General features: G+C 69.1%; 13 protein-coding genes. 12 read left to right on the forward strand and 1 reads right to left on the reverse strand.

Annotated elements, in window-relative coordinates; all coding sequences use genetic code 11:
* Positions 1-31 precede the first annotated feature (31 nt).
* A complete protein-coding gene (locus MRBLMX7_RS09725; protein ID WP_363368008.1) occupies positions 32-2,203 on the reverse strand; it encodes an alpha-galactosidase in 2,172 nt (723 codons plus the stop codon).
* A 98-nt stretch (positions 2,204-2,301) separates the two neighbouring features.
* Between MRBLMX7_RS09725 and MRBLMX7_RS09730 the strand changes: the two genes are divergently transcribed.
* From MRBLMX7_RS09730 to MRBLMX7_RS09785, 12 genes are all read left to right on the forward strand, one after another.
* Positions 2,302-3,411, forward strand: coding sequence for an ROK family transcriptional regulator (locus MRBLMX7_RS09730; RefSeq protein ID WP_363368010.1), 1,110 nt, complete (start codon positions 2,302-2,304; stop codon positions 3,409-3,411).
* A gap of 112 nt (positions 3,412-3,523) precedes the next feature.
* Complete coding sequence (locus tag MRBLMX7_RS09735; RefSeq protein WP_363368012.1) at positions 3,524-5,290, forward strand: putative Ig domain-containing protein; 1,767 nt, start codon at positions 3,524-3,526, stop codon at positions 5,288-5,290.
* Between the two features lie 98 nt (positions 5,291-5,388).
* Complete coding sequence (locus MRBLMX7_RS09740) at positions 5,389-6,378, forward strand: aldo/keto reductase (protein ID WP_363368014.1); 990 nt, start codon at positions 5,389-5,391, stop codon at positions 6,376-6,378.
* A 299-nt stretch (positions 6,379-6,677) separates the two neighbouring features.
* Entirely contained in the window at positions 6,678-7,019 is a 342-nt protein-coding gene (locus tag MRBLMX7_RS09745; RefSeq protein ID WP_363368016.1) for a hypothetical protein, read from the forward strand.
* A gap of 8 nt (positions 7,020-7,027) precedes the next feature.
* A complete protein-coding gene (locus tag MRBLMX7_RS09750; protein WP_363368018.1) occupies positions 7,028-7,594 on the forward strand; it encodes a hypothetical protein in 567 nt (188 codons plus the stop codon).
* Between the two features lie 48 nt (positions 7,595-7,642).
* Positions 7,643-8,626: a peptidoglycan-binding domain-containing protein gene (locus tag MRBLMX7_RS09755; RefSeq protein ID WP_363368020.1), complete on the forward strand. Its 984-nt coding sequence runs from the start codon at positions 7,643-7,645 to the stop codon at positions 8,624-8,626.
* A complete protein-coding gene (locus tag MRBLMX7_RS09760; RefSeq protein ID WP_363368022.1) occupies positions 8,623-9,231 on the forward strand; it encodes an ABC transporter ATP-binding protein in 609 nt (202 codons plus the stop codon). The genes MRBLMX7_RS09755 and MRBLMX7_RS09760 overlap by 4 nt, the downstream gene beginning before the upstream one ends.
* Positions 9,228-10,292, forward strand: a complete 1,065-nt coding sequence (locus tag MRBLMX7_RS09765; RefSeq protein WP_363368024.1) for a hypothetical protein — start codon at positions 9,228-9,230, stop codon at positions 10,290-10,292. The genes MRBLMX7_RS09760 and MRBLMX7_RS09765 overlap by 4 nt, the downstream gene beginning before the upstream one ends.
* Positions 10,293-10,342: 50 nt before the next feature.
* Positions 10,343-10,909 carry a mismatch-specific DNA-glycosylase gene (locus tag MRBLMX7_RS09770; RefSeq protein ID WP_363368027.1) on the forward strand — a complete coding sequence of 189 codons (567 nt, stop codon included), beginning with the start codon at positions 10,343-10,345 and terminating at the stop codon, positions 10,907-10,909.
* Positions 10,906-11,673 (forward strand): hypothetical protein, encoded by a 768-nt coding sequence (locus tag MRBLMX7_RS09775; RefSeq protein WP_363368029.1) that lies wholly within the window; start codon positions 10,906-10,908, stop codon positions 11,671-11,673. Before MRBLMX7_RS09770 ends, MRBLMX7_RS09775 begins: the two co-directional genes overlap by 4 nt.
* 50 nt (positions 11,674-11,723) lie before the next feature.
* The gene (locus MRBLMX7_RS09780; protein WP_363368030.1) at positions 11,724-12,560 is read left to right on the forward strand and encodes an aldo/keto reductase; all 837 of its coding nucleotides are present in this window, start codon (positions 11,724-11,726) and stop codon (positions 12,558-12,560) included.
* Positions 12,561-12,813: 253 nt separating this feature from the next.
* Positions 12,814-14,262 (forward strand): LCP family protein, encoded by a 1,449-nt coding sequence (locus MRBLMX7_RS09785; protein ID WP_363368032.1) that lies wholly within the window; start codon positions 12,814-12,816, stop codon positions 14,260-14,262.
* Positions 14,263-14,266 lie beyond the last annotated feature (4 nt).

Genomic DNA, 14,266 nt, shown 5'->3' on the forward strand with positions numbered 1-14,266 from the left:
GACGGGCCGCCCCGGTGGGAGTCCTGAGAGTTCAGGACTCCTCGGTGAGTTCGAGAAGGGTGAGCCGCCCCGGGTGCTGCACGGGCGGACGGATGCCGGTCACGGCGAGCTGCCGGCCGGTGAGCACGATGCCGTCGCTCTGCGCCCACAGGAGCGGGGACTGACCGGCATCGGAGACCCCGCCCGCGGGTGCGCTCACGCGCAGCCGGTAGCGGCGGTCGTCGTCGAGTCCGGGGAGGCGCACGCGCCCCGCCGGGTAGGCGACGGACGTGGCCGCCTGCGTCACGGTGAACACCGCGTGCGTCGCATCGGCCGCGACCACGCCGCGCACGTCGATCCCGGCATCCGTGCCGTCGACGTGCACGACGCGTCCCGTGGCGACGAGCGGCCGTACCCGCTTGACGAACGCCACCCATGCGCGAATCCGCTCGCGATCGGCATCCGTCTCGGTGCTGATGTCGCGTTCGATGCCGAAGTGCGAGAGCGCGGCGATCCCCGCGCTGAGGTCCAGATCGACGGTGCGGCCGGTGGAGTGCACGACGTCGCTGGTGATGTGGGCGCCCATCAGTTCCGGCGGCACGAGGAGCCCCGTGTATCGCTGGATGTCGAGACGTTCGAGCGGGTCGATGCAGTCGCTGGTCCAGATGCGATCGGTGCGGTCGAGTATCCCGAGGTCGACGCGCGCTCCTCCCGAGGCGCAGCTCTCGATCTCGAGACCTGGATGCTGGGCCTTGAGCTCGTCGATGAGCCGGTACACCGCGAGGGTGTGCGCGTGCACGTGCGAGCCCGCGCCGGGACCGCCGCCGGCGTCGACGAGATCGCGGTTGTGGTCCCACTTCAGGTAGGCGATCGGGTACTCGTCGAGCAGGGCGTGCAGGCGCGCCACGATGTAGGCGTAGGCGTCGGGGTGCGAGAGGTCGAGCACCTGCTGCTGCCGGGCGACCGGCGGGAGGTCGACGCGCGAGCGCAGGATCCAGTCCGGGTTTTCCCGCGCGATGTCGCTGTCGGGGTTGACCATCTCGGGCTCGACCCACAGCCCGAACTCCATTCCGAGCCCGCGGACGTGGTCGACCAGCGGGTGCAGGCCTCGGGGCCAGACCGACGTGTCGACGTGCCAGTCGCCGAGCCCCGCGGTGTCGTCGCGGCGGCCGAGGAACCAGCCGTCGTCGAGCACGAAGCGCTCCACGCCCACCTCGGCCGCGGCGTCGGCGAGAGCCGTCAGGCGGCCGAGGTCGTGGTCGAAGTACACGGCCTCCCAGGTGTTGAGTGTGACGGGCCGGGGGCGGCGAGGATGCTGCGGACGGGAGCGCAGCTCGTCGTGGAAGCGCCAGGACAGCTCGTTGAGGCCGTCGCCCCAGGAGCCGATCACCCACGGCGTCGTCACGGCGTCGCCCGGCGCGAGCACGATCTCGCCCGGCCCGTACAGCTCGCCGCCCGCGAGGAAGGCCTCACCCGTGGGAACGCGCTCGACGAGTGTGGTGTGGCTGCCGCTCCAGGCCACGTGGATGCCGTGCACACGACCGCTCTCGAACCCGAAGCCGGGGCGTCCCGCGGTGAGCAGCAGCGTCGCGTCGGCCCCGGGGCGACCCCGACGGGACTCTCGCACGTAGGTGCCGAAGGTCGCATCGTGGCGCTGCGGCGAGCGCTCGTGCAGATGGCGCCCTGTGGTGTCGAGGATCTCGGTGGCGTCCCACGGCAGCGGGAACGCCGCGGTGAGTCGCTGCACCGTGTAGTCGCTGGAGCCGCTGTTGCGGAGCGTGAGGCGCTGGCGGAAGAGACCTGACACGCCGACCGACAGCTCCACGGTGGCGGCGAGCCGGCTCTCGTCGTCGACGAGGGAGATGCGGGCGGTGTCTCCCGTCGCATCGACGGCGGCGAGCTGCCAGCGTGCGGAGACTCCGGTGCCCGAGCGGTGTCCTTCGAGGCCGGGCGTGCCGAGCCAGCCGTGACCGGGCGTCGGCAGGAGCGAGAGCACGGGGGTGACGTCGAGGCCGCCGGAGACGCGCTGCGGCGTGGCGGCGACCGCGAGTGCGTCGAGTGTCGCGGAGGAGACGTCGCCGAGGTCCTCCCCCCAGTGCACGATCACGGGCGGTGAGGCCAGGTCGATCACGACGCTGGTGCCGCCGCGGCGCAGGTGCAGGACCTCGCGGGTCCGGTCGCCGCCGGCGCGGGTGGCCGCTGTGCTCACATCGTTGGAATGCATGAATTAGTTTTAACACGGAAATAAAAGCAGGGTCAAGAGGGCCTTCCCGCCGACGGCGCCCCTGGATATCTGCCAGGATGGAATCAATAGGGAGGGATATGAACACCGGCACCGACGCCGCCGTGGCGCGCACTGTCCTGACTCACGGACCGATCTCCCGATCGGCACTCGCCGTGCGACTGGGCCTCTCGCCCGCGAGCCTCACCCGCCTCACCAAGCCCTATGTCGACCGCGGGATCCTCATCGAGCTCGACGACGTCGTCGACGGCGTGGGTCGCCCCTCGCGACCCCTCGACGTGTCGCCCTCGCTCGGCTCCTTCCTCGGTGTGAAGCTGACCGCCGACGACGCGCACGTCGTGCTCACCGATGTGCGCGCCCGACTGCTCGACGAGATCGTCGTACCCCTTCCCTCGCATGAGCCGTCGGCGATCGTCGCGGCGATCGTCGCCGGTCGAGAAAGGCTCGCGACCTCCGTCGCCCCGCTCGTCGGGATCGGGATCAGCATCGGCGGCCAGACCGACGGCGGCATCGCGACGTACGCCCCGTTCCTCGATTGGGAGTCCGTGCCGATCGGCGACCTCGTCGCGGACGCGACCGGCCTGCCGGTGCGGTTGGAGAACGACATCGTCGCCCTCGCTGAGGCGGAGCGCTGGTTCGGCGTCGGGCGCGGGCTGGACGGCTTCGCCGTGATCACGATCGGCGCGGGCGTCGGCTACGGACTCATCGCGCACGGCGAGGTGGTCCGCACCGTCGACGCCGGCATCGGCCTCGGCGGGCACATCCCGCTCGAACCTCATGGACCGCTGTGTCAGGAGGGGCATCGCGGATGCTCTCAGGCGATGCTGACCTCGGGTTCCATCGCCGCCCAGGCGACGACCGCACTGCGACACCCCGTCGACTACGACGAGGTGCTCGATCTCGCCGCCGCCGGAGACCCCGCTGCCTCCGCCATCGTCGGCGCGAGCGCTCGCGCTCTCGGCCGGCTGATCGCACTCGCAGCCAACCTCACGCTGCACGCCGACATCGTGCTCGCCGGGGAGGGCATGCGGCTGTTCACGGTCGCCGAAGACGAGGTGCGCTCCGCCATCGCCGAAGGTCGCGATCCGCGCGCCTCCGCGGTTCGCCTCCACGTCGACGAGGGAGGCTTCACGGCCTGGGCGCGCGGCGCGGCGGCGGTCGCCATCCAGGACGCTTTCGACCGTCTCTGAGAGTGCTGTCCGATACCCGATATATTGGGCGGGGATGCGCATCGACCGATGCTGTGGTCGACGACCGGCGTCCTTCCTCCGACCGGACAACGGGAGTTCGATCATTCACGTCATGCCCGCACCCACGACGCGCCACCTCCGTCTCCGCGCGCTCTCCGCCCGTCTCGTCATCGCGAGTGTTCTCGCGCTCGGCGTCGTCGCCGCCGCGCCGGCGACCGCGGCGAGCGCCGATGCACAGATCGACCTCATCGAGGATGTGCCCGTCGGCTCGACGGCATACGGCTCGGTGCTGTCTCCCGATGGCTCGCGCCTCTACGTCGTGCAGACATCGGGGACCGTGACGGCGATCGACACCGCATCACACACGATCGTCGCCACGACGAGCTTCGCCGGGAGCGTCTTCACCGGGGCAGCCGTCTCGCCCGACGGATCGAAGGTGTACGCGGTCGACCTGATGAGCGCCGCTCCCCAAGCGCGGGTGCTGGACGCGCAGACGCTGGCGCAGATCACCGGTGTGCCGGTCGGCAACAGCCCGTTCGCGGCGACGCTGCGGCCGGGGACCTCGGAGATCTGGGTCGCTAGCTACGCCGACGCCGCGAACGCGATCACCGTCATCGACACCGCGACCGACACCGTCGCCGGTCAGATCGCCGGCCGGGACGGCGGACGGGACATCGCGTTCTCGCCGGACGGAGCGATCGCCTACGTCAGCCACACCGCGCCGAACGACTACGACATCGAGGTGATCGACGCGACCACGCGCTCCGTCCTCGCACCGCTGCCCCGCGAGTTCGTCTCGGAACGCGTCGAGGGGATGGCCGTGTCGCCCGACGGGTCGACGCTCTACGGCGTCGGCGGCTACTCCCTGAACGCCATCGACACCGCGACCGGAGCCGTCGAATTCGTCGCCACGGTGGGATCGACCCCGGTCGATGTCGCGCTCACGAGCGACGGGCGCCGCGCCTACGTCGCCGACCGGCTGTCGAACACGATCTCGGTCGTCGACACCGCCACGGGCACTCGCACCGCGACCATCCCGACCGTCGGCCAGCCGTGGTCGCTGCGGATCTCCCCCGACGATCGCACGCTGTACGCGATGCTCGGATCGAACGACGTCGCCGTCATCGCCCTGGACACGTTCCCCCAGTTGACGACCCTCTCCCTTCCCTCCGGCACGGGTGGTATCCCCTACTCGACGACGATCGCCGCGAGCGGGACACCGGCACCGAGCTTCGCCGTCACGACGGGCGCACTGCCCGCGGGCCTCACCCTCGACCCCGCGACCGGCGTCCTGGCCGGCACGCCGACCGTCTCGGGCGCCTTCCCCTTCACCGTGACGGCGTCGAGCACGGTCAGCGGCATCGCGGCGTCCTCGTCTCGGGCCTACACGCTGACGCTCGACGCGGTCGTCTTCACGCCGTCCGCCCCGACCATGCTCACTGCCGTTCCGGGAGCGGGAAGCATCGACCTGACGTGGACGGCACCGGCCTCCGACGGCGGCACGCCCGTCACCGGCTACCGCATCGAGCGTGCCGTCGGCGGCGTCTTCACGGTGCTGATCTCCGATACGGGTACGACCGCCACGAGCTTTCGCGACACAGCCGCGGTGCCGGGACAGGCCTACGACTACCGCGTGACCGCGCTGAACGCGGCAGGGTCCGGTGACGTCTCGCTCACGTCCGCAGCGCTCCTCCCCGTCTCCACTCCGGGCGGCTCGACGAACGTCGGAACCGGCGGCGCGACGGCCGACGCCTCTCCTGCCGTCAAGGGACTGGCCACGACGGGTGGTGCGCTGCCGCTCGGCATCCTGGGCGCCGGCCTTGTCCTCGTTCTCGGCGGCGGCGCCGCGCTGCTCCTCGCACGACGTCGGCCCTCCTGAGCACCGCTACTGGTGCGGGGCGCCCGGTGCCCGCCACAGTGCCCGGACCGTGCTCCGCGTGAGAGCATCGAACAGACACCGACACGGGAGGATGACGGATGCTCGAGGCAGATGACAGCGTGAGGCTCGGCCGTTCCGGCCTGAAGATCTCGAAGATCGTGCTCGGATGCATGAGCTTCGGCGCCCCCGACCGCGGCACGCACCCGTGGTCGCTCGACGAGGAGACGAGCCGGCCGCTGATCCGGCAGGCGCTCGAGGCCGGGATCACGACCTTCGACACGGCGGACGTCTACTCCGACGGCACGAGCGAGGAGATCGTCGGCCGCGCGCTGAACGACTTCGCGAACCGGGACGAGATCGTCATCGCGACCAAGGTGCACGGGCGCATGGGCGCCGGTGCGAATCAGGCGGGCCTCAGTCGCGCGCACATCCTGTCGGGCATCGACGCGAGCCTGCGACGCCTCGGCACCGACCACGTCGACCTGTACCAGATCCACCGCTGGGATCCCGAGACGCCCATCGAGGAGACCATGGAGGCGCTGCACGACGTCGTGCGCTCGGGCAAGGCCCGGTACATCGGCGCCTCGTCGATGTGGGCGTGGCAGTTCGCGACGGCGCAGCACGTCGCCGCGCAGAAGGGCTGGACCCCGTTCGTGTCGATGCAGGACCAGTACAACCTCCTGCAGCGCGAGGAGGAGCGGGAGATGCACCCGTACTGCCTCGACTCCGGAGTCGGAGTGCTGCCCTGGTCGCCGCTCGCGCGCGGCAAGCTCACGCGCGACTGGGACGAGACCACCGACCGCACCAAGACCGACGCCTTCGGATCGACGCTCTACCAGCGCGAGGCGGACTCCAACCGCGCGATCGTCGACGCCGTCGCCCGGGTCGCACACGGACGCGGAGTCTCCCGGGCGCAGATCGCCCTGGCGTGGGTCGCGCAGCAGTCGGCGGTGACCGCTCCGATCGTGGGGGCCACGCGCGCGCAGCACATCGAGGATGCGGTCGCCGCGGCCGGCATCCGCCTGGAGGAGCGCGAGCTCGCCGAGCTGGAGGGCGCCTACACACCGCGCGAGCCCGAGGGATTCTGAGTGAGCCTGTTCACGGGCATCAGCGCCTTCCCCCTCACGTAGCTCGTCGACGACCGAGAACGCGGGGCCATCCCGGTGTTCGTGCGTAGTCCACCTTCACGGACGACCTCTACGCGCCGGTCGCGATGACGCGGGCCGTCACTCCCCCGCCTATCCGCGGTCTCGATCCTGGAGAGCGGCTACCCGCAGCTCCCGACCCAGTTCAGTTATCCACATGCCGCGACAGCACTCCTTCGCCGTCTATGCCAGTGTGGGCCTGCTTGCGGGTCCGCAAGACAGTTACGACCGATGGAGCAGGAATGACGATCATGACGAAGGCGATTCGTGGTCGGCTCGCCACCGCGGCCGCCGCAACACTTCTGGTGGCAGGATTCGCAGTGATCCCCGTATGTGCTTCGAGTGCTCAGGCCGCAACGTGCACGGGGTACGGCCTGAAGTATGAGACCAAGGCGGAGGGCTACAACGTCTCCTGCAGCAAAGTGCAAGCCCGGCACGTTCGGTACACGTCGTCCGGTGTCAAGTACTACGACAGCGGCTGGAGCACCACGAAGGCCACCGCTTCGTCGTCGGTCGGCACCAATGCCGGTAGTTACTACCGCTTGAACACCGGCAGCGCGACCACTAACTGGACCTCCATCTGATGCGACGCATGCTCAGCGCGGTTGCGTTCGTTGTGGCTGCGCTGAGCGTGGCCGGATGTGCCGCTGACCAATCTGAGAAAGATCCGTGGGCTGCGGAACTCGCTTCGGCAAAGGACAGTGCTCGGAGTGACTTCGAGAAGCGCGTCTTCGAGGACGGTGGGATCAGCCGAGCGGAGTATGAGGAGGCGGCGCAGATATACATCCGTTGCCTCACAGAAGCTGGCGCGACGGTCTCCCTCATCGAAGACGGCGGCTACTACAGTTACGAAGCGTCAGGCGACCTGGAGCTGTACGACAGCATGCAGGATGAGTGCCGCGTCGGGAGTATGGAGTTGATCGAGCCGTTGTACGTGGATCAGCTTCTCAACCCGGAGAACATCTCCGCGGAGGAGCGGATCGCGAAGTGCTTCATCGAGAAGGGTGTTGCGCCGAGCAACTTCACCGCACAGGATTTCTTAGACCTCGTTATCGACAATCCGGACGGGCTCCGTACCGCGAACGAGCCAGGTTCCAAGTGGGAGGGTTACGATTTCGACCCCAACACCAATCCCGATTCCGCGAAATGCTTCGAGTAGGCGGCAATGGTTAGGTGGCGGTACGCCGGGGTCACCGTTGTCGGGGTCGTGGCTCTGGTGTGTGTCGGTTTCGGCGTGGGATACATGGTTGCGCCGTCGCCGGTTCCGGGGAGCCTCGCATCCGACACCGGTGCATCCGATGTCGCGGTCACCCCTCTCACCTTCGACGATCCCCGGCAGGTGACTCTCATTCCTTCCGCGGGTGTCGCCACATCCCTCACCGTGAACCGCGCTGGCGTCGTCACCGAGACTCGCTGCACACCGGGGACGAAAGTCTCCTCGGGCGAGATCGCAGTCGCCGTCGACGGCCAACCCATCCCGTACCTCGCACTTCGTGTGCCCCTTTGGCGAGACCTCGCCGTGGGGGACAAAGGCGATGACGTCAAGTCACTTCAAGAGTCTCTCGGCGCGCTGGGTTTCGACGTCAGTGCAGACGGCGAATACGGTCAAGCGACAGCGCGCGCCATCTCTGCCTTCAAGCAGCGGGCGGGATTGGCCGATAAAGCGGACGGCATCCGCCGCGGCGACATCGTGTGGATCCCCGCCTCCAGCGTTACCGTCGCGACGTGCACCGCGCAGCTCGGCCAAGAGATCACCGCTCCTGGCGAGATCGCGCAGACCGAGGTTGGCCTCGTGTCAGTGGCTATCGATGGACTCGATCGCCAGGCCGCTCCCGGACCACGAACGCTGGTTTTCGAGTCCGCCGCGGTCCCGCTCAACGATGCGAACCTCGACGCCACAGACCCTCAACTCCTGGCAGCGATTCAGTCTTCTCCCCAGTACTCCGCGTGGAAAAGCACTGAAGGGGAGGTCAAGATCACCGCGCAGGCATCGCTCGCTGAGCCAATCTCCGCCTACGTTGTGCCACCGAGCGCGCTCATCGGAAGCGGAGCACGAGCCTGTGTGATCTCGTCGGAGGGGCCGCAGCCGGTGAACGTGCTGAGCTCCACCCTGGGTCGAGTGGTGATCCAGACTGAGAAGACCATAAGCTCCGTTAAGGCTCCAGTGCCCGCGGACCAGGTCTGCCCATGAACGCTGCGATCAAGGCTAGACGACTGAGTTTTCAGTACCCGGGAGCCTCATCCCCGGTGCTCGCTGAGCTCGACTTCCACCTTAGGGTGGGAGAGGTCGTCGGTCTCAGCGGCCCCTCCGGCAGCGGCAAGAGCACGCTTCTCAGCATCCTCGGTGGAGCGACCGTACAATCCTCGGGAAGCCTCGAGTTGGAGGGGATCGAATCCACGCAGTGGGTGTTCCAGAACCCGCACGGGCCCGCCCATCGCCGTGCGATCGACATCGCTGCCATGCCGGCGCTCGCTACGGGAGCTACACGAGCAGCGGCGTCGACGCTAGCACAGGCCTCCCTCGACAAAGTCTCGCTCGGACACCGCGCTCATGCAGACTTTCACACACTGTCCGGCGGTGAAGCTCAACGTCTCATGCTTGCGCGCGCGATGGTCGCGATGCCGTCGCTTCTTCTGGTGGACGAACCCACGGCACAACTAGATCCCCACTCGGCAACAACAGTCATCGAGGCGTTACGCGGGCTCAGCGATGCCTCACGGATCGTCATCATCGCTACGCATGACCCCCGGGTCATCGACACCTGCGACGTCACGATACGGCTCGGAAACCTATGATCCTGACAGCCATCGTCAGCGAGGCATGGAGAAACGTCTCCTCCAACGCCGTCCGCACGCTCGTGGTCGCGCTGAGCGTACTCGCGATCGCGGTGTCGCTGGCGGGCATGGCTGGGCAGTCGACGCTCGCGCTCATATCCAGGAGCTATGACTTCCAGCGAACCGGTGCGTCCACGTTTCTGGCGTCATCGACGGGCGCCGTGGACGGTGCCTCTTGCGATTCTCTGGAACGGTCGAGCGACGTCGTCAGCTCGGGAGCGTTGCGTCCCTCCGACACCGTCTCACACCCGCTCGCAGCCCCGGGGTTCACGATTCCCACGTTCGAAGCGACCCCTGGCTTCCTCGAGCTGCTGGGTGTGGGCTCTCCTGCCTCCGGCGTCGTCGTCTCCGAGCAGTTGGCCCAGCAACTAGACGTCCGAGTCGGTGACATCCTGACTCTCACCGACGGAAGCACGCTGAACGTCTCCGCGGTGTATGAGTTCCCCGAAGATGGCCGGCAATCCGCTCTTGCCTACGCAGCTCTGTTCCCTGCACCTCGTTCCGGCGCCTTCGACCAGTGCTGGACACGAGTGTGGCCGGTCTCCGAATCCACGCGTCAGGCGCCTCTACTTGCTATCGCCCAGCCACAGGATTCGTCTCCCGAGCTCGTTCAGTTGAACACCAAGTTCGGAGCCGAGTTCAGCGGACGATCGGATTATGAAGATCGTGTGACTCGATGGACACCCGTCGGGATACTCATGGCGGTGACGGCCATCTACCTGATGTCTACTCTCCTGCGTCGTGTGACCATCGCATCGGACCTTCACGCCGGGATGCGGAGGATCGATGCCACAGCCATTGCTCTTCTCGAAGGCGTGGCCACCAGCGCCCCCGCTCTCGCAGCCATGTTTGCCCTCAACGCCATCTTCACCGCTGACGCGTCCGCTATAGATCGTCAGGCCGTGAGCCAGGAGCAGATGGTATGCGCCCTCGCCGTAGCGGCGGGCATGGCTCTCGGATCCGTCGTCGGAGTATCCGTGACTCGAGAACGACGACTGTTCACGTACTTCACGCAGCGCTGATGGGCCTCGTGCGATGAGCTGGCGGTCCTCGGCGGGCGTAGAGTCCGAGTGTGTCCGAACCGCGCCCCGCCCTCGTCATGCCGCCGCTCATCGACGACCGCACGCGGCTGCTGTTCGTCGGCATCAACCCCGGGCTGCGGTCGGCGGAAGTCGCCGCCCCCTTCGCTCATCGCAGTAATCGGTTCTGGAAGGCGCTGCATGCCGCCGGCATCCTCGACCGCGTCGTCGACGCGTACGACGGGGTCACTCCCGCCGATCGCGAGCACATCCTGGCGCGCGGCGTCGGCGTGAGCACGCTCGTGCAGCGGGCGACTCGCGCCGCCGACGAACTCGCGCCGGAGGAGCTGATGGCGGGCGTCGACGACCTGCGGGCGCTCGTCGCAGAGCACGACCTCGCCGTGGTCGCGGTGCTCGGCATCGGCGCCTATCGCACCGGTTTCGGGCGTCGGAAAGCGCAGCAGGGCGTGCAGGACGAGACGCTGGGCGGAGCCCAACTGCGCGTGCTGCCGAATCCCAGCGGGCTGAACGCCGGATCGACGCTCGCCGACCTCGCGAGCGCGTTCCGGGACGCGGCCGTCGCCGCCGCGATCGTCGACCGCGGGGAGGGCGAGCGATGAGCGACACAGATGCCGAGCTGCGGGCCCTGCAGTCGCGCGCCTACGGACGAGAGGCCGACATCGGCGCGGATCCTGCCGCGCAGCAGCGCCTCGCCGACCTGGAGTCCCGACGACAGCCGGCACCGGCCACCGAGGCCGTACCCACCGCTGCCGTCGACGCGCCGCTCATCCATCACGTACCCCTCGCGCGAGACGGATCCGCCGAGACTCCCCCTCCCGTGGACCCGCCCGTGGAGCGTCTCGACCAGCCGGGTGTCACCCCGCCGCGCACTCTGCGCGACCGCTTCTCGCCGCGCCCCCGCGTCGCGTGGTTCGTGGCCGCGGCCGCGGCGCTCCTGCTGACCGTCGGCGTCACCACCGCAGCGACCTCGATCGCGCGCCCGGTCGAACCGGGGGTCGTCGCGACGGTACCCGTCGACCCCGACGCGGAGTGGAGCGACATACTCGGCGAGCGCGCGCAGGGCTCCGTGATCTTCGAGGACTATTACGGCCTCACGTTCGTGCGCAGCACGGCCTTCATCGGCCCTGCGGGTCCGGAAGACGGCTGCCTCCTCGCCGTATCGACCAAGGGCCTCAGATCCGCCACGATCGACACCGGGTTCGGCGGATTCTCGATGGGCTGCCCCGCCGGCGGCTTCCCCGCCACGGTCCAGTTCGTCATCGACGACGGCTACCCCGATGCCCTGCGCGAGCGCTTCCCGACCGGCACGGCCATGAAGCTCACGATGCGGGGCAACATCGTCGAGGTGCGGGTCGACCGATAGGAATCGTCACGACCGGGCCCACCCAGCGACAGCTCTCCTAGGCTGGAGACATGACTGTTCCCACCATCGCCCTGAACTCCGGTCACTCCATCCCCCAGCTGGGTTTCGGCGTCTTCCTCGTGCCCGCCGACGAGGCGGAGAAGGCTGTCTCCGAGGCGCTCGAGGTCGGCTACCGCCACATCGACACCGCCGCGATCTACAAGAACGAGGAGGGTGTCGGCGCCGCGATCGCGAAGAGCGGCATCCCCCGCGACGAGCTCTTCATCACCACGAAGCTCTGGAACGACCGCCAGTCCGGCGAGCAGCCGCACGACGCGATCCGCGAGAGCCTCGACAAGCTCGGCCTCGACCACGTCGACCTGTACCTGACCCACTGGCCCACGCCGGAGAAGGACACCTACGTCAACGCGTGGACCAAGCTCATCGAGATCCGCGACGCGGGCCTCTCGCGCTCGATCGGCGTCTCGAACCACCTGCCGGAGCACCTCGACCGACTCGTCGCCGAGACCGGCGTTGTGCCCGCCATCGATCAGATCGAGCTGCACCCGGCGTACCAGCAGCGCGACGTGCTCGCCTGGGCCGAGAAGAACGGCACGAAGATCGAGTCGTGGGGCCCGCTCGGCCAGGGCAAGTACCCGCTGTTCGAGAACCCCGCGGTCGCCGAGGCCGCCGAGGCGCACGGCGTCACCCCGGCCCAGGCCGTGATCCGCTGGCACCTGCAGAGGGGCTTCATCGTCTTCCCGAAGTCCAGCCGCAAGGAGCGCATGGAGCAGAACTTCGACGTGTTCGGCTTCGAGCTGACGGATGCCGAGATCTCCGCGATCGACGGTCTCGACCCGCTGGACGGCTCCGGCCGGGTCGGCTCGCACCCGCTCGAGTTCAACTGAGCGACGTCGTCGACCGAGGGTGGCGCGAGCTCAGCGTCGCGCCACCCTCGCGCGCGCACCGAGGGCGCGGGTGGGCCGCACTGTCCTCATGACGGAACGACGCCTCCCCCGCCCGGAACCCTGGTTCGCCGCTCGCGCTCATGCTCCTCGTCGACCGACGGATGCCGTCGTTCGACCGCCCGCCGCGGCACCGGTCCGAAGGCGCGCCGTCCGCCGCAGCGACGTTCACAGGTGAGCATGGTGTCGTAGGACGGTGAGACGACCCGACTCCCTCCCGCACGACGACCGCCCGACCCCCGCGACGGCCGCGACACCCCCGGCATCCCGGCGCCGCCGTCGCCGTCGCACCGTCGCGCTGGTCGCCGGGGGACTCGTGGCGGCGCTGATCGCGACGGGGGCGATCGCGTACGCACAGCTGCAGGGCAACGTGATGACGGCGCCGCTCGCCGCCTCGGGCTCGAACGACGACGACGAGGCGTTGCCGACCGGCGAGCTCAACGTGCTGCTGCTGGGGTCCGACGCGCGAGCGCTGTCGACGACGGACTTCGGCGAGGACGACGGCAGCGAACGCAGTGACGCGATGGTGCTCGCGCACATCTCGAGCGACAGCACGCGCCTCGACGCGGTGCAGTTGCCCCGTGACACGCTCGTCGACCTCCCGGCGTGCGACGACACCGGGCGCGGCGCGTATGCGGGCGGCCGCGGCATGCTGAACTCGGCCCTGCAGTACGGGCCGGCCTGTTCGGTCGCGGCGGTCGAGCAGCTCTCGGGCGTGCGCATCGATCACTTCATCGCGATGGACTTCGAGGGCTTCATCGGAGTGGTCGACGCACTGGGCGGCATCGACGTGTGCCTGCCCGAGGCTCTGCAGGACGGCCATGCCCGCCTCGACCTTCCGGCCGGACCGCAGTCGATCGACGGTGCGCAGGCGTTGGCCCTGGCGCGCACGCGTCACGCGCTCGCGGAGGAGAGCGACATCGCGCGGCTCGGACACCAGCAGATGGTGCTGTCGGCCGTCGTGCAGAAGGCGACGAAGTCCAACGTGCTCGTGCGTCCGGACCGGCTGTTCGCGTTCCTCGACGCGATCACCTCGTCGATGACCGTCGATCCGGGGCTCGGATCGCTCACCGACCTCGGCGCTCTCGCGGCGCGCGTCGCGAACGTGCCGACGAGCGCCGTGACCTTCGTCACCATGCCGACGACCGAGGCGCCGGGCGACCGCAACCGCGTCGTGCCGACGCCCGACGCCGACGTCGTGTTCCGCGCGCTGCGCGACGACGTGCCTCTCGTGTTCACCGCAGACGCCGACGGCACGGATGCCGAGCAGCAGCCGGACTCGACGATCCGCACCGCCCCGGTGCAGATCGTGAACGGCGCCGGTGTCGCGGGACTCGCCGGGCAGGTGTCGGAGGAGGCGCGGGCCTTCGGGTACGTCGTCTCGGGGCTCGCGAACGCGCAGACCTCCGCGACGCAGACGGTGATCACCGCCGCCGACACCCCCGACGCGCAGGAGACCGCGCGCAGCCTGGCCCGCGAGCTCGGCATCGCGGTCGAGGTGCAGGTCGGCGACGTCGACGGCGTGCAGCTGCTGCTCGGCGCCGACTACCGCACGCTGACGATGCAGGCTCAGGAGACTCCAGCGCCGTCGCGCCCCGTCGACGCGGTCAGCCGCAGCGCCGACACCGACCTCTGCGCGCCCTGACGCC

This window comes from Microbacterium sp. LMX7-1.2 (assembly GCF_040675935.1).
In the GTDB taxonomy this organism is placed as follows: Bacteria; Actinomycetota; Actinomycetes; order Actinomycetales; family Microbacteriaceae; genus Microbacterium.

What these genes read in the sequence shown, in the direction of transcription:
- MRBLMX7_RS09730 (WP_363368010.1), top strand. Translation starts at nt 2,302, where the DNA reads ATGAACACCGGCACCGACGCCGCCGTGGCGCGCACTGTCCTGACTCAC.
- MRBLMX7_RS09735 (WP_363368012.1), top strand. Translation starts at nt 3,524, where the DNA reads ATGCCCGCACCCACGACGCGCCACCTCCGTCTCCGCGCGCTCTCCGCC.
- MRBLMX7_RS09725 (WP_363368008.1), bottom strand. Translation starts at nt 2,203, where the DNA reads ATGCATTCCAACGATGTGAGCACAGCGGCCACCCGCGCCGGCGGCGAC.
- MRBLMX7_RS09780 (WP_363368030.1), top strand. Translation starts at nt 11,724, where the DNA reads ATGACTGTTCCCACCATCGCCCTGAACTCCGGTCACTCCATCCCCCAG.
- MRBLMX7_RS09765 (WP_363368024.1), top strand. Translation starts at nt 9,228, where the DNA reads ATGATCCTGACAGCCATCGTCAGCGAGGCATGGAGAAACGTCTCCTCC.
- MRBLMX7_RS09775 (WP_363368029.1), top strand. Translation starts at nt 10,906, where the DNA reads ATGAGCGACACAGATGCCGAGCTGCGGGCCCTGCAGTCGCGCGCCTAC.
- MRBLMX7_RS09760 (WP_363368022.1), top strand. Translation starts at nt 8,623, where the DNA reads ATGAACGCTGCGATCAAGGCTAGACGACTGAGTTTTCAGTACCCGGGA.
- MRBLMX7_RS09750 (WP_363368018.1), top strand. Translation starts at nt 7,028, where the DNA reads ATGCTCAGCGCGGTTGCGTTCGTTGTGGCTGCGCTGAGCGTGGCCGGA.
- MRBLMX7_RS09740 (WP_363368014.1), top strand. Translation starts at nt 5,389, where the DNA reads ATGCTCGAGGCAGATGACAGCGTGAGGCTCGGCCGTTCCGGCCTGAAG.
- MRBLMX7_RS09745 (WP_363368016.1), top strand. Translation starts at nt 6,678, where the DNA reads ATGACGATCATGACGAAGGCGATTCGTGGTCGGCTCGCCACCGCGGCC.